18 protein-coding genes are annotated in these 17,322 nt (G+C 54.4%); 8 read left to right on the top strand and 10 right to left on the bottom strand.

Annotated features, from left to right (window positions below):
- Positions 1-24 precede the first annotated feature (24 nt).
- From QQ91_RS21025 to QQ91_RS21015, 3 genes are all read left to right on the top strand, one after another.
- A complete protein-coding gene (locus QQ91_RS21025; RefSeq protein ID WP_166278162.1) occupies positions 25-234 on the top strand; it encodes an NAD(P)H-quinone oxidoreductase subunit O in 210 nt (69 codons plus the stop codon).
- A gap of 70 nt (positions 235-304) precedes the next feature.
- Positions 305-1,270, top strand: a complete 966-nt coding sequence (gene mdh, locus QQ91_RS21020) for a malate dehydrogenase (RefSeq protein ID WP_166278159.1) — start codon at positions 305-307, stop codon at positions 1,268-1,270.
- 425 nt (positions 1,271-1,695) lie between these two features.
- Entirely contained in the window at positions 1,696-2,967 is a 1,272-nt protein-coding gene (locus QQ91_RS21015; RefSeq protein ID WP_166278156.1) for a Sll1247 family protein, read from the top strand.
- Positions 2,968-3,064: 97 nt separating this feature from the next.
- Here QQ91_RS21015 and cax read toward each other — a convergent pair whose 3' ends face one another.
- From cax to QQ91_RS21000, 3 genes are all read right to left on the bottom strand, one after another.
- Positions 3,065-4,168 carry a calcium/proton exchanger gene (gene cax / locus QQ91_RS21010; protein ID WP_250833433.1) on the bottom strand — a complete coding sequence of 368 codons (1,104 nt, stop codon included), beginning with the start codon at positions 4,166-4,168 and terminating at the stop codon, positions 3,065-3,067.
- 91 nt (positions 4,169-4,259) lie between these two features.
- Entirely contained in the window at positions 4,260-4,637 is a 378-nt protein-coding gene (locus QQ91_RS21005; protein WP_166278153.1) for a VOC family protein, read from the bottom strand.
- A gap of 50 nt (positions 4,638-4,687) precedes the next feature.
- Positions 4,688-5,149: a VanZ family protein gene (locus QQ91_RS21000; RefSeq protein ID WP_166278150.1), complete on the bottom strand. Its 462-nt coding sequence runs from the start codon at positions 5,147-5,149 to the stop codon at positions 4,688-4,690.
- Positions 5,150-5,368: 219 nt separating this feature from the next.
- On the opposite strand from QQ91_RS21000, the gene QQ91_RS20995 reads away from it, so the two are divergent.
- Positions 5,369-5,974, top strand: a complete 606-nt coding sequence (locus QQ91_RS20995) for a flavin prenyltransferase UbiX (protein ID WP_166278147.1) — start codon at positions 5,369-5,371, stop codon at positions 5,972-5,974.
- Here QQ91_RS20995 and QQ91_RS20990 read toward each other — a convergent pair.
- Together QQ91_RS20990 and QQ91_RS20985 are read right to left on the bottom strand one after the other, a co-directional pair.
- The gene (locus QQ91_RS20990; protein ID WP_166278145.1) at positions 5,933-6,532 is read right to left on the bottom strand and encodes a cytochrome C; all 600 of its coding nucleotides are present in this window, start codon (positions 6,530-6,532) and stop codon (positions 5,933-5,935) included. The two genes, QQ91_RS20995 and QQ91_RS20990, sit on opposite strands and share 42 nt — an antisense overlap.
- A gap of 115 nt (positions 6,533-6,647) precedes the next feature.
- On the bottom strand, positions 6,648-9,251 hold the full coding sequence (locus QQ91_RS20985) for a chloride channel protein (RefSeq protein ID WP_166278142.1): 2,604 nt from the start codon (positions 9,249-9,251) through the stop codon (positions 6,648-6,650).
- Between the two features lie 199 nt (positions 9,252-9,450).
- On the opposite strand from QQ91_RS20985, the gene sipA reads away from it, so the two are divergent.
- Entirely contained in the window at positions 9,451-9,708 is a 258-nt protein-coding gene (gene sipA, locus QQ91_RS20980) for a regulatory protein SipA (RefSeq protein ID WP_166278139.1), read from the top strand.
- Here sipA and QQ91_RS20975 read toward each other — a convergent pair.
- Together QQ91_RS20975 and QQ91_RS20970 are read right to left on the bottom strand one after the other, a co-directional pair.
- Positions 9,705-10,991 carry a M16 family metallopeptidase gene (locus QQ91_RS20975; protein WP_201277229.1) on the bottom strand — a complete coding sequence of 429 codons (1,287 nt, stop codon included), beginning with the start codon at positions 10,989-10,991 and terminating at the stop codon, positions 9,705-9,707. The two genes, sipA and QQ91_RS20975, sit on opposite strands and share 4 nt — an antisense overlap.
- A 64-nt stretch (positions 10,992-11,055) precedes the next feature.
- A complete protein-coding gene (locus QQ91_RS20970) occupies positions 11,056-11,715 on the bottom strand; it encodes an L-threonylcarbamoyladenylate synthase (RefSeq protein WP_166278136.1) in 660 nt (219 codons plus the stop codon).
- Between the two features lie 48 nt (positions 11,716-11,763).
- On the opposite strand from QQ91_RS20970, the gene larC reads away from it, so the two are divergent.
- Both larC and QQ91_RS20960 read left to right on the top strand, forming a co-directional pair.
- Complete coding sequence (gene larC / locus QQ91_RS20965; protein WP_166278133.1) at positions 11,764-12,954, top strand: nickel pincer cofactor biosynthesis protein LarC; 1,191 nt, start codon at positions 11,764-11,766, stop codon at positions 12,952-12,954.
- A 113-nt stretch (positions 12,955-13,067) separates the two neighbouring features.
- A complete protein-coding gene (locus QQ91_RS20960) occupies positions 13,068-13,520 on the top strand; it encodes a hypothetical protein (protein ID WP_166278130.1) in 453 nt (150 codons plus the stop codon).
- An 81-nt stretch (positions 13,521-13,601) separates the two neighbouring features.
- Here QQ91_RS20960 and QQ91_RS20955 read toward each other — a convergent pair whose 3' ends face one another.
- Complete coding sequence (locus QQ91_RS20955) at positions 13,602-14,831, bottom strand: glycoside hydrolase family 10-like protein (protein ID WP_201277228.1); 1,230 nt, start codon at positions 14,829-14,831, stop codon at positions 13,602-13,604.
- A gap of 473 nt (positions 14,832-15,304) precedes the next feature.
- Here QQ91_RS20955 and QQ91_RS20950 point away from each other — a divergent pair, with 473 nt between their 5' ends.
- Positions 15,305-15,736 (top strand): DUF1830 domain-containing protein, encoded by a 432-nt coding sequence (locus QQ91_RS20950; RefSeq protein ID WP_166278125.1) that lies wholly within the window; start codon positions 15,305-15,307, stop codon positions 15,734-15,736.
- Between the two features lie 94 nt (positions 15,737-15,830).
- Here QQ91_RS20950 and QQ91_RS20945 read toward each other — a convergent pair whose 3' ends face one another.
- The gene (locus QQ91_RS20945; RefSeq protein ID WP_166278122.1) at positions 15,831-16,784 is read right to left on the bottom strand and encodes a DMT family transporter; all 954 of its coding nucleotides are present in this window, start codon (positions 16,782-16,784) and stop codon (positions 15,831-15,833) included.
- 267 nt (positions 16,785-17,051) lie between these two features.
- Positions 17,052-17,322, bottom strand: a 271-nt coding sequence (locus tag QQ91_RS20940) for a transposase (protein ID WP_166278119.1), incomplete at its 5' end; no start/stop codon positions are given.

The following is a 17,322-nucleotide window of genomic DNA, read 5'->3' as shown; positions in this document are numbered from 1 at the left end:
CCTTGCATTCCCTGCTGCTTGACTATGGCTATTAAAAAAGGAAACTCCGTTCGCCTGATTGAAGAGAAATTTGCCAACAGCGTGGAAGCGTTGGCCAGCGATCGCCGTCTACCGCCTTACGTCTTTGAGGGAACCGGAGAGGTGGTGGAAATTCGCGGTGACTATGCCCAGGTTAAATTTAAAGTCCCCACCCCCAACGTCTGGCTGCCCGTTGATCAGCTAGAGGCCGTCTAGCCTTGATGGATCTCAACTCAATTTTAGATGGCCCGCCTTTGCCCTTTCCTCACTAGCCCTCTCTAGCGCCATGAATGTCCAATATTGCCATCCCGCTCCTGCTTCTAAAGTCACGATTATTGGCGCAGGGAATGTGGGCAGCACCTTGGGGCAGCGCTTAGTGGAGAAGGACATTGCCGATGTCATACTGCTCGATATTGATCCTGGGCGTCCCCAGGGACTAGCCCTGGATTTAATGGAAGCTCGGGGAGTCGAACGCCACGATCGCACGATTGCGGGTACCGATAATTACGATCTGACCCAGGATTCTGACATCATTGTGGTCACTGCAGGCCTGGCGCGTAAACCCGGCATGAGTCGAGAAGACCTGCTGAAGGTGAATGCCCAGATTGTCATGGAAGTGACCCAGCAGGCGATTGCTCGGTCACCAGATGCCATTGTCCTGGTGGTGACCAATCCCCTGGATGTGATGACCTACCTGGCCTGGAAAGTCAGCGGGCTGGCTCCTCGACGCGTGATGGGGATGGCAGGGGTTCTGGACGCATCACGCTTCCAGACCTTCATTGCCCTGGAGTTGCGAGTTTCTATTAAGGATGTGACGGCCACGGTTCTGGGCGGCCATGGGGATCTAATGGTGCCCTTGCCTCGCTACTCTACGGTCAATGGCATTCCAATTACTGAGTTATTGAGCGCCGAGACCATTGATCGCCTGGTGGAACGGACGAAAAATGGGGGCGCAGAAATTGTGAGCTTGATGAAGGCTGGGAGCGCCTATTTTGCTCCGGCTTCCTCTGCCTGCTTGATGGTGGAATCCATCTTATTTAATCAAGCGCGCATCGTGCCCGCAGCGGTATACCTAGATGGCGAATACGGTCTTGCGGACATCTTTCTGGGAGTGCCGGCTTGTCTCAAACGCGACGGTGTCGCACAAATCTTGGAGCTGCAGCTCACCGAGACTGAGCAAGCGGCGCTGCAAAAATCAGCGGAGGCGGTGCGTCAAAATCTGGATCTCGTCGCTTCCGGTTTTTCTCCCTAGGAGACCCGTTCAGGGAGCAGATCCCCACCCGCTTCAGCCCCAGCCACGCGAGTAGACTCTATTGCTACCGCCGGATTGCAGCGGATATGATCACCTCGGCCGTGACGCGGATCACACTCAGAGGATGGGGGAAAATATTAGCTTAGGAAGACTTAATGAAGGTGCGATCGCACCAAAGGTTTTGCCTATCCCTTGAGCATTTTGAGGGATGGCCTCCTTTGACCATCTTGCTCATCTTCACCCGTCAATGGTGCGCCGCGCCCCTGACTGAAGCGTGAGACATTGCAAAGGAAACCTAGGCTTTTCAACTCGATGCTTCATGACCTCGATGCGTTCTGTAAAGGTCCACCTTTAGCCTGCATCTTGGCATGAAGCTGACGAAATTCAGCTTGAATGAGGGGAATCCAGCAGGAGCTGTAACCAAAATGAATTTCATCGTTGCTTCAGATATGAGCCAATCTTTGGGTTTGGAAAGCTGTGAACAGGTGATTTATAGCCATCTGCTGGCCTGTGTCAAAGCTGAATCGCCGGAACAGGTACTCCAGCGCTTTCATCGTCTTTTTATCCTGGGGCAACAGTATCCAGACCCCAAGATTCGTCAGGCCCTTGAACAGCTCTTGCGTCAGCACAGCAATACGCGCATGCTGCTGCCCTTTTTTAATCGCTGTTGCCATATCCTTGTCAATCGCTGGCAACTGGCGGCGGCGGATAAGCAGGCGGTGTCTCATCTACTGGAGCTGATCAAACAGGTCCAAACCCCCAGTCGTGCCAGCCGAGGCGGCCATGCCGGCAATCGTCTGCGTTTGCTGGTTTATCAATTTGCAGAGAGCGACTATTTTCAGCAGCTCAATCGCATTGGCGAGTTTGTGCGGGGACCAGGGCGCACCTCGGACCAAGCCCCCCTGGTCACCTTAATTCACCGCTATCCCTACCTCTATTCCCATTGTCTGCTGAGTCAACAAGATGATCCTGAGCAGCAACGCATCATTCGTGTTGCTCAGGTGGAAAAGCAAAAAGAGTTCGAACAAAACCTGTCTCGCTACATGGCCCTGTCCACCGTAAACCGGGGCGGGGTGGCGCCCTTACCCATGCCTGGAAAGGTAGAAAACCCAACGCTTTTAAGCCACCGGGATCTCCAGCAGACCCTGAAACATTTTGTCGGACCTGTGAACGGTCGAAGCAGCAGCTATCGTCATCGTGCTCAACGCTTTATTCGCACGGTTCAACCGCAAACCGCTTTCGCAGACTTCAAGCAGGATATTTATCAATATTTGCTGGCGGATCTCGACCCGCAATATGTGCACTGCCGATTTGGTAAACAGCTGCAACAAACCCTTGCCACGATTTCGCCCGAGCAGGACAGGCAACCCATGACCAATATTTTGATGAATCGCACCTTTACCCAGCTGTTGAATTTCTTGGTGATTGAAAGCCGGCGATCGCCTCAGCACGCTATCTTTATGGATCTCATTTCTAATCTGGGCAGTACCCAAACGGTGGGGCTGCTGCTTAAGTTAGTGCTTCTAGAAAAATCCGTCCGTACATCCCTGGAGCGACGCATTTCAGTGCTGTTTAATCACTATGAAAACTATAAGCAGGCCGCCGTGGGCTGGCTGGTGCGCTGCCTAGAAAAAGTCAACTTAGCCTTTACGACCCATTTTAGTAAGCTTGATTTTTCCTACCTGGGAGCACTGTAAGCCTTCCAGGGAAAGAAAATCCCCAGCTAGGGCACCCACAGAAGATCGCCTAGGAATTCTTCCTAAGGATGATTGCCCTGGGTGCCCTACCTTGCTCCTAGGCCGGGTGGAAGTAAAAGGCAAACCCCAACACCAGGTAGGTGGCCAGCAGCAGGGTGCCTTCCAGCCAGTTGGAAAGACCGTCAGAGCTGATGGAGTTGGCAAGAAACACTGCCACCACCACTGCTACCAGCTCAAAGGGATTAAAGTCGAGATCCATCGGTTGGCCCATTAATCCACCGGCAATCACCAAGAGGGGCGCAACAAACAGCGCAATTTGCAAGCTAGACCCCACCGCCACCGACAGGGAAAGATCCATTTTATTTTTCATGGCCACCGTAACCGCGGTGACATGTTCGGCGGCGTTGCCAATAATGGGGAGAAGGATCACCCCGGTGAAGAGGGGAGTCAGGTGGAGCTGCTCTGTGGCAGATTCTAAACTTTGCACCAGAAGCTCCGATTCCACAGCAACGGCCAGCGTCGCCAAGAGCAACACCACGGTCCAGCGCTTCAAGCTTGGCTGGTGCGGTTTTGGGTTGGTTGGGGCAGGGGAGGTTTCACCCTCTGGAGTTGCGTGGTCGGCTAGACCGGCATCGTACAGGTAACGATGGGTCTTCATAGAAAACAAAAGCGTCAGGGCATATACCAACATCAAGACCACCGCCACTGCCATGGAAAGATTTCGAATCGAGAGTTCGGGAATGCCCACTGAGGTGTAGTGAATGGCCGTGGGTAGCAGAATTGCCACCACAGCCAGGTTCATGGAGGAAGCATTGACGCGGGCAATCAACGGCTGAAAGGATTGCTCTTTGAAGCGGACGCCCCCCAGGAGCATGGCCAGCCCCATGACCAGAAGAAGATTGCTAATAATGGATCCTGTAATGCTGGCCTTAACCACCTCAATGAGTCCAGCGTTCAGGGCCACTAGCGCAATAATCAGTTCCGTGGCATTGCCGAAGGTGGCGTTGAGTAAGCCGCCCAGGGAGGGGCCAACCACCACAGCAATCTCCTCCGTGGCTGTTCCCATCCAGGCTGCTAGGGGCACAATGGCCAGGGCAGAGGTGAGGAAAATGACCAGAGGATCGAGGTGATATAAAGCAGATCCAAGGGAGACGGGAATAAACAGCAGTAGGCTGGTCAGAATTTTTTGGGTAACACTCACAGCTTTTATCCAGCGAATAGAGAAAATTGAGAAGGGAGGACGCAGGACGCAAGAGCCGCAGCCCTTGAGTTTTGCGGAGAATCGCACCGGACTAGCCGTCATCAGCATCTCGCTGACTCAACTCAATGATGTGGCCATCGGGGTCTTGGGTAAATAGGGCAGGTCGTCCAGAGGCGCTAGGCTGCACTGGATATCCGGCTAGTTCCAACTGCCGTTGGCAGGTGCCCAGGTCGGTCACGGCAAACGCTAGGTGACGGTTCCGACCCCAGCGTTCCGTATTTAGGGCATCGGCTGGTGCAAGACTGGACTCAATCAGATGAAGCTGCTGTTTACCCAGGCTGTACCAGAGCCCCGGAAAGGAAAGGGGGCGATCGCTAGGGCAAAGCCCCAGAATTCCCTCGTAAAACTGACGCGATCGCCCCAGGTCTTGAACGGGCAGGGCCGCATGTAAAAATTCTGTCACCGTCATGCTTGAAATCGACTCCAACGAAATTTTATCGGCAGGCGTGATCAGGAATCCTAAGAGGCAGACGCCGCATCGGGGGACGATCCCTCAGGCTTTCGTGCCCAGGTGTAGAGGAGGAGGACCACCGTGGATGCTCCAAAACTATCAATCAAAACGTCTAGCCCCTGGGCGGTCCGTCCGGGCACAAAGGACTGATGAAATTCATCGGAGATGGCGTAGAGAATCGATCCGGCGAGGGCCATGATCAAGGCGCGTCTCCAGGGCAGCTTGAAACTGACCCGCCCCATCCAATAGCCCAAGCCCGTAAGCATTGCATATTCACTAAAATGTGCTCCTTTGCGGACCCAGAGGTTGATGTGATGCAATTGATCCAGGCTGAGAAATTGAAACTGAGCCCGGAGCAGCGTTTCGATCAGAGATTGCGAATGGGACCAGCCGCCTAGAGGGGTGGAAAGGCTGAAGATTAGGATCATCCAAGCCAAGAAGCCTAAGCAGGGCAGTATGACTAGAAACATGGCAGCAAGATCGCGGCAGCAAAAGATAGGAAGAGTCTAGGAAACAGATATTTAAACATACCTGCTGTCTCGTCTAGTGCATAGCATTCCCGCTATCGCCTGGAAGAACAAACGCTCCAACAAGACTCCGCAGCTCTGGAAGGACGAGCCTGCCTTGATTTTCTTAGAGAGCCCTTTTTATGATGAATAATAAAGCAATCATGTGAGGCCTCTGTTAAGTTGAAACCGATTGTGATTGGGGTCTCGGGTGCCTCGGGTTTAATTTACGCGGTGCGAACCTTGAAATATCTGTTGGCTGCTGACCATAGGGTGGAACTCGTTGCGTCTAAGGCTTCCTATCAGGTTTGGCAAGCGGAGCAGGGGATTAAGATGCCGCCCGATCCGGAAAAACAAGTGGATTTTTGGCGATCGCAAGCTGGGGTAGACACCGGCCAGCTCACCTGCCATGCCGCCAGTGATGTGGGAGCCAGCATTGCCAGCGGGTCCTATCGCACCTTAGGAATGCTCGTGATTCCCTGTAGTATGAGCACCGTCGCCAAACTTGCCCAGGGTCTTAGTGGGGGACTGCTCGAACGGGCTGCTGATGTGCAGCTCAAGGAGGGCCGCAAGCTCGTTGTGGTGCCTCGAGAGACTCCCTTTAGCTTGATTCACCTGCGCAACCTCACTGCCCTAGCAGAAGCAGGTGCTCGAATTGTGCCAGCCATTCCGGCTTGGTATCACAATCCCCAAAGCATTGAAGATTTAGTGGACTTTGTGGTGGCCCGTGCCCTCGACCAGTTTGAGTTAGACTGCGTGCCCCTCGATCGCTGGCGCGGTCCTCGATAGGGGCGGTTCAATATTCTGTATGTCGAGACTCTGTGGTTCCATACTCTGGCGAAAGTTAAACCTGTTGGCCTGGGGATGGCACCCTATGCAGCTGGTCAATGTTGTGGGGGCGGCAAACTCAACCTGGGGATGGAGCACTTTAAAATAGCGCGATTGACGCAGTCGATACGGCGTCGGCTCATCCGGATTGAGTGGCCGGGAAGAAAAGATCAGATAGCGTCTTATTTGCGACAAATCCGGCTCAAAAATGGGCGGAAGTGTGGCGCCGTAGTGAGCTGAATCCGAAATTAAATGATCCCAGGTTTGGCTGGGCAAGACCGCCGGGGGGACGGCAAGATGGCATGTCCCACAGCGTGCCAAGTAGCGAGATTGTCCCATCTCAAGCACCGGGGTGAGCCGATCCATCAGATTTTCCTGAGGGATCGCAGAGGGGACGAGATTCGGGGCGGACTGTGCCCAGCTTGCCACGGCGCTTAACCCCAGTCCCCACAAACAACTCACCAGCATCAGCACCAGCCAAATGAGTCTCGACCGCGATTTTTGAGTCACTTGAGCCATCAGCAGGGTCCATCGAGTGGCGTGGGGTCGGCTCCATCATACCGAACCCCCGGTTCATCCGTCTTGCCCGATTCCGTCACGATCGCCTCTGCGGGGCGATAACCCTGCCCAGCCCCTAATTAGGACTACGGACCACAATGACAATACTGGGACTTTCGCGGGCAATACGTTCGGGAATATTGCCCTTAAAGACCTGCTGGAGTAGATGTTCGCGAGTTGCCCCGAGAATAATCACGTCTACCTTTTCCTGACGGGCCAGTTCCAGGATGGCATCGGCCACATTCGTAGCGCACAGCGATCGGGATCGAACCTGCCCCTGCACCTGCATCTGGAGTGCCTGCGCCTCGGTCTGCAGCGCCATATCCGATAGCTCAATCACGGGCGAGCTGGACCTGGCAACGACCTGACATAGATCCACAACGGGACTAGAATCAATTCGACAAAGACTGGGCATCAGTTTGAGGGCAAGCTTGCCATTGGGGCCACCGGCAATGGGAACCAGCCAGTGATGGATGCGGGAAAGGTCCGGCCGATGGGAGTTACACACCAGTAAAACCTGGCCGGAGGCTTGACGAATGATGGTATCCACAACATTGCCAAAAATGCGTTCCTGGGGAGCGGGCCGTCGCTCCCATCCCATCAAAATCAGATCGATAAGCCGCTCTTTTTCCGTTTCTAGAATGGCTTGAGCGACCTCGCGGGCCACCTTGATTTGGGTATGAACCGGGACACCGGCCTGCTCCGCTCGCCGGACGGAACGCTCTAGCAATCGTTTGGCCGCACGAACATCAACGGCCGCTTCTGTTAGGGGAGTCTCCCCACTCACCACAATGACCTGTAAGCATTCGAGCTCATAGTTTCGATCGCGGGCCAGGGTAATGGCTAACTGAATCAGAAAATCAGCCGTTTTGGGGTTGGAGAGCGGCAGGAGAATTCGACCCTGGCCCACCGCTGGCGATCGCGTTTGGTAGACCACGTAGGAGGGTTCGGCAATAGCCTCTAAGCGATAGGTTTGGCCGCTTAAATGGTTAGATTCCACCCGAATAATATCGGCCCGCGTAATGATACCCACTAATTTCCGTCCCTCCACCACGGGCAGACGGCTCAGGCTGTAGTGGTCGAGCAGATACAGCACTTCAGAAAGCTTGGCGCGAGTTGCCACCGTGATTGGGGCCGGAGTCATAATGCTCTGAAGCCGATCGGACTCATCAAAGCGATCGCGGGGAATCGGGGTCAGATCGGAAAGGGTGACAATGCCCACCAGCCGGTCCCGGTGCATCACGGGAAAGCCGCGATGGTGGGATCGGGCAAAGGCTTCTCGTACTTCTTTGAGGGATAAGTCCTTGGGCAAGGTTTCCACCCGGCGCTGCATAATATCCGCAGCTGCCAGGCGATCTAACAGATTTTCTGTGGGCAGGGGCGCCGGGCGATCGCGCTGGGAGGTCAAGAGGTGATCATAGATGGATCCTGGCTGGACGCGCTCTGCCACTAGGTAGGCGACAACCGCGCTAATCATCAAGGGCAAAACCAGATTGAAGTCTGTGGTCATCTCAAAAATGATCACAATTCCAGTCATGGGAACGCGGCTCACGGCCCCAAAAAAAGCGCCCATCCCCACGAGACTGTAGGACACCACCGCCCCCGTTCCGAGCAACTGTGCCTGCACCAGACCCACTAAATGGCCAACCGCCGCCCCCAAAACCAAACTAGGCGCAAAGATGCCGCCGGGGGTCTCAGCACTGTAGGAGACAATGCTCAGCAGGAACTGCACTCCAAAGGCAACCACCACAAACCGCCAGCCGAGGTCATTGCCATAGTTGATCACATTGCGCAATCCGGCATTATTTCGAAAGATCTCTGGCATCCAGCTCACCACAATGCCACAGATTAATCCCGCTAGGGCAATGCGCCACATCAGCCGTAGCTTTAGACCCTGATGGGACAGTTGCAGCCCCTTCACCATGCCCTGGTTAAACAGCCCCCCCAAAACTCCAGCGACCCCGCCCAATAAAATATAGAAGGGAATTTCGGGAATGGAAAAGCCCGTGTTCACCTCGGATAACCCGACGGTAAAGCCCTGCCCTCCCATTACCCGGGCCACCACTGCCCCAATAAAGGAGGCAATAATTGCCGTTCCCAAGGTTAACCCGGATAGATCCTGGAGCAGCCCTTCCACCACGAATAACACCCCAGCGAGGGGGGCATTAAAGCCCGCCGCCAGTCCTGCCCCCGCGCCCGCCGCAATCATTTGACGGCGATGATCCGGCACCGTGGGCAACCAGTAGCTCAGCTGAGCCGCGAGAGAGGCCCCAATTTGCACCGTGGGTCCCTGACGCCCCAGCATAAAGCCAGACCCCAGGGTTAGGGTGGTCACCAGCAGCTTGACAAGGGCAACCCGTAAATTCAAGGGCATTGGTAACTGAGCCAGGGCAATCTTCACCTGCGGAACCCCGCTGCCGTTCGCTGTGGGCGCAAGATATTCTACGATTGCCCCTGCAATCAGTCCGCCCAGTAACCCAAACAGGGGCAGGACTAGGTAGGGTGGCCCAACCGTCGCTAAATAAATACGCCAGCTGCCGAGTTGGCCAATCCCCTGCTGCAAAATGACAGCGGCCAATCCAGAAATTAGCCCAATCAGACAGGCCTCAAGGATAGCAACCCGCTTGGGTTGTAGGAAATAACGAATCCGCTGGCCAAGAACAGATAGCGAGATGCTCATGGGCAATAGCACAGGCGACAGTGTCTATCTTGCGAAACAGCGCGACCGGAAGACAAGTTTTCTGCCTCGATTCACTCGATCCGCTGGAGCGGCTGCAACCGATTTCTCCAAGGCCTCAGCCACCGTAGGGGCAGGACTGCCTGCAAATTGCCTTAAAATAAAGATTGATTTTTCAACGCGCTCCAGACTAGGGTGTTCCATGGCTGACGAACTGACCACGGGCGATCGCGTGCGGTTGATCGCGCTGCCCGCTTACGTTAAAACCGCAGAGCCGATGCCCATGCTGCGCCCACCGACGGTCTTGAGCCTCGGAGAGGAAGGAGTCATTTTGGGACGACAGCCTGGCAACGAATGGAGCATTCGATTTAAAAAGGGAGCCTATCTTCTTCAGGGTGACTATGTGGAGCGAATTGATGCCGAGCCTGTGGATTCATATTCGGCTGGTGAATCCCCTTAGGGGGTCTGCAATTTATCCAGAATGGCCTCAGGCCCCACAATGGAACAGACGGGAATTGTCAGGTAGGTGGCGGCAATGCGCTGGATCGTCGCCAGATCCACCGCCTGGATGCAGCTGGCATAGGCTCCATCGTACTCCTCTCCCAAGCCTAGGTGTTCGTACCAGCCAAACAGCTGGGCCAGTTGGGCATTGGTTTGTTTGTTGAGGGTGTATTGCCCTATGAGCTTTTGCTGGGCCATCGTCAGGTCTTCCCTCGAAAGGTCGTTTTGGACAAGCTGAGTGATCTCTTGTCGCAGCTGTTCGTAAGCCACTTGAGTTTGACTTGGCCGGGTGCCCAAATAAATTACCCAGGAGGCTGGATCCTGGCGCGTTGGGAAAAACCCAGAAACCTCGTAGGCCAGCCCTTGCCTTTCGCGTAGCTCCAGAAACAGCCGACTTGACAGGCCGTTGCACAGATGGGTCAGCAGCAGCTTTAATCCCCAGTAGTCGGGATGGTGAACTGACACCCCCAAATACCCAAAGGCAATGATGGACTGCTGCGTGGGTTGGGGGGTGAGAATCTCCACAGGTGCTTGTCTCGCTGCAGGCAGCGGCACCGGGGGATCGGGAACAGCCCGCTGAGGGGGGGGCCAGTCTCCCCAGTAGCGTTCCACCCAACGGAAGGCCTGTTCAGGGTCAATATTACCAGCCACACTCACCACGGTCTTGTCTGGGCGAAAATACCGTTGATGAAACGACCTTAAATCGTCAACCTGTAAGTTTTGTACCGTTTCTAAGGTGCCATAGCTGCTTTGGGCATAGGGATGTGTTCCATAGATCGCCTCCTGCAGCGGACGCAAGGCCAGGGCAAGGGGCTGCTCCTGACGGGCGGCAATCGCTTGCAGGGTAATTTGACGCTCTATTTCCAGTTCCTGGGCTGGAAATGTGGGCGATCGCATCACCTCCGCGGCCAAAGCCAGCAGGGGTTCGAAATCCTCAGAGACGGCCTTCAGGCTCAGCACCGCGTAGTCGGGGGCGGTGTCCGTGCCGAGGCTTGCCCCCATGGACTCCACAATTTGGGCAACGTCCACCGAGGAGTAAGCAGCGCTGCCTTTGGTGATCACGCTAGCAACGAGGTGAGAGAGTCCCCATCCGTTGACGTCTTCCCGACGAATTCCCGCGTCCATCAGAAACCGAGCCGCCACGACATCCACCGCGGGGTTGGGGGTGACCAGTAAAACAAGGCCATTGGGAAATGAATATCGATAGGGGCGCAGGGGCACTGTTGAGGAAGCAGTCAGCAAGCGGGATACCAAGTGAGGGGTTGGGGATGATCGAACTCCATCAAGTTTTTTACTCTCAAGTTTCTTACTCTGAGATCCCAAGTCCCTCTATTTTTTCCCAGCCTAACCCTTTTCTAAGCAGAATCGGGTTATCTCCGCACAAATCAACCATTGTGGAGGGGGCGTCCGTGGGTTCCTGGTCAATATCGACCAGGATATCGACCAGGGGGTCAAAGGCATCAAACAGCTCCACGGTATTGTCCGGACTGCGGGTGGCGCTAAAGGAGTGATGCATGCCCTCTGGAAGCCGTGCCGAGGTTGAGACGATGGGATGGTCCAGGGTGGTCAGTAAGGACTGACAGAGAACATGATCCGGGACGCGAATCCCCGTTGTTTTCCGCTTAGGATTCAGAATAATCTTAGGAACCAGCTTAGTTGCGGGCAAAATAAAGGTATAGGGACCCGGAATGAGCCGCCGCATGAGCCGGTAGGCCGGATCCTTGACATAGGCATATTGGGAAATATTCGAGAGCGAGGAGCATAGGAAGGTGACAGGCTTATCGTTGGAGAGCTGTTTAAGCTGCCGCACCCGCTGAATCGCAGACTTAGAGTTGAGATCGCAGCCAATAGCGTAGACGGTATCGGTGGGGTAAAGCATCACTGCCCCTGCTGCCAAATCTTGACAGATTTGATCCACGGTGCGCTGCTGGGGATTCTCTGGATGCAAGGTGAAAAGACGCGCCATTAAAATCTGCCATCATAAGGTGAACGATAAAAAGTCTCCGTGACCCCCATGCCCAAGCTTGTTTACTTTGATTGCCCAACGGGAATCGCAGGAGATATGTGTCTAGGAGCGCTTGTTGACGTGGGAGTGCCTGTGGACTTCCTCCAGGCTCAGTTAGCTCAACTTTCCCTTTCTTCAGAGTATCAACTAACCGTCAAGCGCGTACAGCGTGGGGGACAGCAGGCAACCCAGGTACAGGTGAAAACCAGCGGCCCTCACCCCCATCGACATCTCGGAGAGATTCAACAGATCCTGACGTCGGCCCAGCTACCGCCGCAGGTCACTACCTGGAGTCTAAAGGTTTTTCAAAATTTAGCGATCGCAGAGGGATCGGTGCATGGGGTGCCCCCCGAGGCTGTTCATTTCCATGAAGTGGGGGCGGTGGATGCGATGATTGACGTCGTGGGCACCTGCCTGGGCCTACATTGGCTGAAGGTGGATCAGATTTACTGCTCGGCCTTGCCCACGGGCGGAGGCACCGTTCGGGCTGCCCACGGAACGCTGCCCGTGCCCGTGCCCGCCGTTCTAGAACTCTGGGCACAGCGATCGGTGCCGATCTACCACAGCGGGATCGAGGGGGAACTGGTGACGCCCACAGGGGCCGCGATCGCTGTTACCCTTGCCCAGACCTTCGGACCGCCCCCAGCTATGCAGATCCAAGAGATTGGCCTGGGAGCAGGTCAACGCCATTTACCTTGCCCTAACGCTCTCCGGCTCTGGCTTGGGGAAAGCCCAGCAGACGATGTGGATGCCCTCGAGGAGGTCATTGTGCTGGAAACCCAAGTCGATGACCTCAACCCCCAGGGCATGGGGCTGGTGTTCGATCGTCTGCTTGCCTTGGGGGCCTTGGACGTGTGGACCCAGGCGGTGGGAATGAAAAAGCAGCGTCCCGGACTGCTCATTTCAGTCCTGTGCCTGCCCAGTCAGGTAGAGGCTTGCGAAACCATTTTGTTTGCAGAAACCACCACCTTAGGTATCCGGCGATCGCATCAGAGCCGCCGCATTCTCAAGCGGGAGATGCAGTCCACCGAAACGCCTTACGGAACCGTGGCCGTGAAGGTGGCCTATCTGCATGGCCGCGTCTGTAATATACAGCCTGAATATGAAGATTGTTTACGAATTGCCCAGGAGCAACAACTTTCCTGGCAGCAAATCTATCAAGTGACTTTATCCCATTGGTATCAAGGACAGGATCGGTAGAATGATAAAAGGATGTGGAGAATCCTCCCATGCTCACAGAGCCGTTTTTGCAGGGCCGTTGTGGGTGTGCGGAATCATCCCCAAGCATCATTCTGAACAAGGAGAGATGAACCATGCGCCCGATTCTATCTTTAGCTAACCCGCGATCTTTCTGGGTTGTGATCACCGCTTTAGGGCTGTCTCTGGGTGGACTGAGTAGCACCGCCGTAGCCGGGGAGGAGCAGATCGACACCCCCCGGACTCTCGCCTCGCCCACCTCCATGCTTCTGGCACAGGAACCGGCCCTTCCAGAAGAGGTGGCCACTGACTTGGTCAATCAGCTCAGTGACCAGCTAGCAACAAAACTCAACTCTTCCTCCTGTGCCGACTTTAATACGCTTTTGGATAACGCCCAAGCTGATTCCGCAAATCCAAACCGCGATACGGACTCCATCGAGAGTCAGGTTCTCAACGATGTTAAGGCCAATCCAAAACTACGCGCCATTGTCATTACCAAGCTCGGTGAGCCGCTGCTGGGCAAAATTCTAGACTGCAACCTCATTCCCCTAGGTGCCCTCACGGATTAGGTGCCCTCACGGATTAGGTGCCCTCACGGGTTAGGTGTTCTTACGGATTAGGTGTTCTTACGGATTAGGTGCCCTCACGGGTTAGGAAAGGGTCGATTTAGACGGGGGGTGAGGGGAGGCAAAAAGTTGTTCAAAGGTTTGCTGGACACGGGTAGCAGAGCTCGCTTTAAAGATCCAGAGCGTGGTTTCCCAGCAAAAGAAAGCGACGCCCCGGTAGCCTGCTGTGCGTACCTGATCAACCTCTTGTTGAATCTGATCGATGGATTTGGGACTTTGAATTGGACCGGTATAGAGACCGACGCTCAGGGGAATCCGAGATGCAAGGGATAAAAGGGTCGGATCTGACAGTTCTGCCCTGAGGCTGGACAGGGTGGGACGGTACAGTTGCACCACCACTTCGTCGATTAGCCCCAATTCTATCCAGTGCGGCCAGGCTTGAAGATAGCGCTGATAGGCAAACTGTGGTGGATGGGGTGAGAGGGAAATGACCGCCTGCGGGTTGATCTGGCGCACGGCCTCTACCAGCTTGACCATGAGCTGCGTGATCTTTTCAGCGCGCCATGCAACCCAGGCTGGATCTTGGGGGTCATGGGGAGGGGGGAGCCCCTGGTGTTCCTGACGATATTGCTTTTGGGTAAGCGGGTCGTAGCCAAATTCATGGGGGAGCCCAAAGTGATCGTCTAGCTGAATTCCGTCAACTTCGTAGTTTTGAACCACTTCCGTCACTAAATCAATTAAAAACTGCTGCACCCCTGGGTGGCAGGGATTGAGCCAGGCCTGGTTACTGCCTGTCCATTCCTGTTGCATAGCGCGTAACCAGGGCGGCAACCCAGTAGGGCTGGGGGGGGAATCAAGTGTCTGACGTCCGGTTTGCGTGGTGGTCAACCAATCGGGATGGGCCTGGGCGATCGCAGAGCTGGTGGGAACCCAAAGGCCATACTCAAACCAGGGAATAATGCGTAGGTGCTGACGATGGGCTTGATGCACCAGTCCTGCCAGAGGATCCGGCGGGCTTCCCCAGGGGACAGGAAACTTGGCCTCTCTTTGCTGGGCATGCTGAAGCACTCGACTTCTATGCAGCGCCTTCCCCCGGTTCCAGACCGCGGGATAGAGGGTATTTAAATGGTGTTTGGCTAGGGTTGCGACTGTTTCGTCTAGCTGCGTCGTGTAATAGGTCAGCAGGGCGCCATAGTTCGTCAGCCAAATGCCACGAAGTTCGCTTTGCCCATCGCTCTGCTGGCGCACCCTGGGAGCTTGCCATAGGGACAGGGTCAACCAGCAAGCGACTAAAACAATCGCCAGGGTTCTCATTCTTCGCTGTAAACATTTTCGCCGTTTTCCGCCAAACATCAATCGTGAAGGTTTGAACCACATCTAGGGCCGCGATAGACTTGCTCAAGGCCGGAGGTGGTCTCCGGTCATTGCCACCTCATCCTCGCAACGGGCTGGCCTCTAATCCAAAAAATCAGCTGCGCCAAGGGGGAATTGGGCTCCTGAAGGCGGAGGGAGGGGCGGTCTCCTCAGAGCCCTAATCTGGGGCGATCGCCCCAGATTGACTGGCTGGGCCTTGATTTCAGCCCTTTCTGGGCATCCGCCCCAGCATAATGTCTGAATCCACAGCCTTATCATCCAACCTGGAGATCGAGTTTTTAGCCCAAGGCGTTTAAGAGAATGATCAGCAATCTGTCAAGGTTCGTATTGTTTGCGACAATCCGCTTGGAAAGCAACTGCTATCTTAAGAAACATACGACGGATCACTCGAAAAAAGTTTTTTCTTAATAATCATGTTTCAATCCTTAGATGCTTTACCGGACGGTGAACGCGGTTTTGCCGTCCTTAGCTATATCAATGCCACAAGCTCCATTCAGATTGCTCGGATTACGAATATTTCCAACTGGTATTTTGAACGAGTCGTGTTTCCAGGACAGCGTCTCATTTTCGAGGCTCCCCTGGAAGCCAAACTGGAGATCCATACGGGCATGATGGCCAGCGCTATCTTATCCGATACGATTCCCTGTACGCGTCTACGAATTGAGAACCAAACGGTTGACCAGGCGCAGCAGCAGCGGGACCTTCAGCAGCTTGAATATCGCAATGAACTGTCCGCAGTGGAAGCCCAAGATCCCCCCTCTGGGATCCCCCCCCACCTCATAAAAGATCTTGAGCTTGAGGCTAAGGATATTAACGAAAAACCCATAATGGGTCGTACATCCTAGTGTTGCACCCCTAACAACTCAGTTTTAGAACAAAGCTTTAATCCGTGGAACCATTTGTCTAAAAGGGGCATGTCATGCCCCTTTAATCATTTTTTTAGGATTCTTCATGCATTGCGGCATCACTGGTCTGAGCTAGGTAAATTCCCGTTAGCACGACGGCAAATCCGGCCCAAGTGACGGCACTTAACTTCTCGATGAAGATTAGCCAGGCCAAAATCGCGCTCACGATCGGCTCAAGCAGTAAAAATAAGGCCACAAAACTTGAAGAAAGCCGATCCATGCAATCTGCCAACAGGCGCTGCCCAAACCCTTCGCTGATAATGCCTAACCCCAGCACAGCAAAAATAGCGACGCTGCTGCGGGGAAACATCTGCGGCTCACGCACTAAAACCACAGGAATTAATCCCAGACTGCCAATCGCACAGCGCCAAAGCAAAATGGTGGTTGCCGAGAAAGAACTGCGCAGTTGCTCTACCACCAGAAAGTAAGTGCCCAGAAACACGGCTGACAGTAGGGCAAGAAGGTCACCAATCAACAGCCCCTCGGCCTTGGATAAATCTTCAAATCCCAGGGCAATAGCCCCCGAAAGCGCGATCGCCATTCCAATTAAAAATCGGCGATCAAACCGTTTTCCAAACAGGATCCAGCTGCCCAAACTGGTAAAAATTGGCGTCAGGTTATTGAGCAACATGCATTTGGCCACGGTGGTGTATTGCAGAGAGATGGCCCACAGAACCAGGGAGATGATTGAAATAATCCCGACGCTGCCCAACAGCAACCACTGCTGCAAGGGTGGCGCTGACGGAGCCTCCTCCATTGGGGCCGCAGGGGTTAGTCGCTGCCACGCCAGCCGCCCCAGGCCAAAGACAAACAGAAACACCAGCAGCCGATTTAAAACCGTTGCATTTGCCCCCAGCTCTGTTTCACTCAGGCGGATGAAAATAGGGGCAAAGGAGACGGCTAGTAGGGCAACGCAGAGGGTCGCGATGGCAACCAGGCTGGATTGATCAGCCTTCGGGGGGGCAGAGGAGAGTTCTTGTGACTGCATGGAAGATGGAGGGTAAAGAGTTGCATTGTACAATGCCCGCCCTGTTCAGTGCGGTTCATCATCCAGGGGCAGCATTTTGCCGTGGATGGAGATTCGGGTTTAACCAGTCCTATTGAGCGGTGGAATAACAGGTTGCGTCAGCGCATTTCACGGCTGGTTCGACGGAGTTTGTCAGACTTGCTGCAACAACTCTTGAATGGATAAGACTGGTATAGGTGAACTCAAAAAGCCTGAGAGTGTTCTGAATTTTGTGTAAAGGTTCTTTCGTCAGATTGAAAAGCGTTCTGGAAACAGAATAGCAAAATGAGACAAGGCGGATCGCCAATCCTTGATCGGTCGGCTCCAGCGTTTAGAAATGTTGTTCATCGCCAAGTACATCAGCTTGAATACTGACTCTTCATCTGGAAAGACGGCTTTCGTCTTGATCACCTTGCGCAAGGACCGATTCAGCGATTCAATCGCATTAGTAGTGTAAATGACCTTGCGGATCTCCATCGGATAATCGAACAGCGGGATGACGTTCTCCCAGTGCCGCAAC

The sequence above is a fragment of the Lyngbya confervoides BDU141951 genome (genome assembly GCF_000817775.3).
In the GTDB taxonomy this organism is placed as follows: domain Bacteria; phylum Cyanobacteriota; class Cyanobacteriia; order Thermosynechococcales; family Thermosynechococcaceae; genus Lyngbya; species Lyngbya confervoides.
This window is presented reverse-complemented; position numbering and strand designations above follow the sequence as displayed.

What these genes read in the sequence shown, in the direction of transcription:
- QQ91_RS21025 (WP_166278162.1), top strand. Translation starts at nt 25, where the DNA reads ATGGCTATTAAAAAAGGAAACTCCGTTCGCCTGATTGAAGAGAAATTT.
- mdh (WP_166278159.1), top strand. Translation starts at nt 305, where the DNA reads ATGAATGTCCAATATTGCCATCCCGCTCCTGCTTCTAAAGTCACGATT.
- QQ91_RS21015 (WP_166278156.1), top strand. Translation starts at nt 1,696, where the DNA reads ATGAATTTCATCGTTGCTTCAGATATGAGCCAATCTTTGGGTTTGGAA.
- QQ91_RS21005 (WP_166278153.1), bottom strand. Translation starts at nt 4,637, where the DNA reads ATGACGGTGACAGAATTTTTACATGCGGCCCTGCCCGTTCAAGACCTG.
- QQ91_RS21000 (WP_166278150.1), bottom strand. Translation starts at nt 5,149, where the DNA reads ATGTTTCTAGTCATACTGCCCTGCTTAGGCTTCTTGGCTTGGATGATC.
- QQ91_RS20990 (WP_166278145.1), bottom strand. Translation starts at nt 6,532, where the DNA reads ATGGCTCAAGTGACTCAAAAATCGCGGTCGAGACTCATTTGGCTGGTG.
- QQ91_RS20985 (WP_166278142.1), bottom strand. Translation starts at nt 9,251, where the DNA reads ATGAGCATCTCGCTATCTGTTCTTGGCCAGCGGATTCGTTATTTCCTA.
- sipA (WP_166278139.1), top strand. Translation starts at nt 9,451, where the DNA reads ATGGCTGACGAACTGACCACGGGCGATCGCGTGCGGTTGATCGCGCTG.
- QQ91_RS20970 (WP_166278136.1), bottom strand. Translation starts at nt 11,715, where the DNA reads ATGGCGCGTCTTTTCACCTTGCATCCAGAGAATCCCCAGCAGCGCACC.
- larC (WP_166278133.1), top strand. Translation starts at nt 11,764, where the DNA reads ATGCCCAAGCTTGTTTACTTTGATTGCCCAACGGGAATCGCAGGAGAT.
- QQ91_RS20960 (WP_166278130.1), top strand. Translation starts at nt 13,068, where the DNA reads ATGCGCCCGATTCTATCTTTAGCTAACCCGCGATCTTTCTGGGTTGTG.
- QQ91_RS20955 (WP_201277228.1), bottom strand. Translation starts at nt 14,831, where the DNA reads ATGAGAACCCTGGCGATTGTTTTAGTCGCTTGCTGGTTGACCCTGTCC.
- QQ91_RS20950 (WP_166278125.1), top strand. Translation starts at nt 15,305, where the DNA reads ATGTTTCAATCCTTAGATGCTTTACCGGACGGTGAACGCGGTTTTGCC.
- QQ91_RS20945 (WP_166278122.1), bottom strand. Translation starts at nt 16,784, where the DNA reads ATGCAGTCACAAGAACTCTCCTCTGCCCCCCCGAAGGCTGATCAATCC.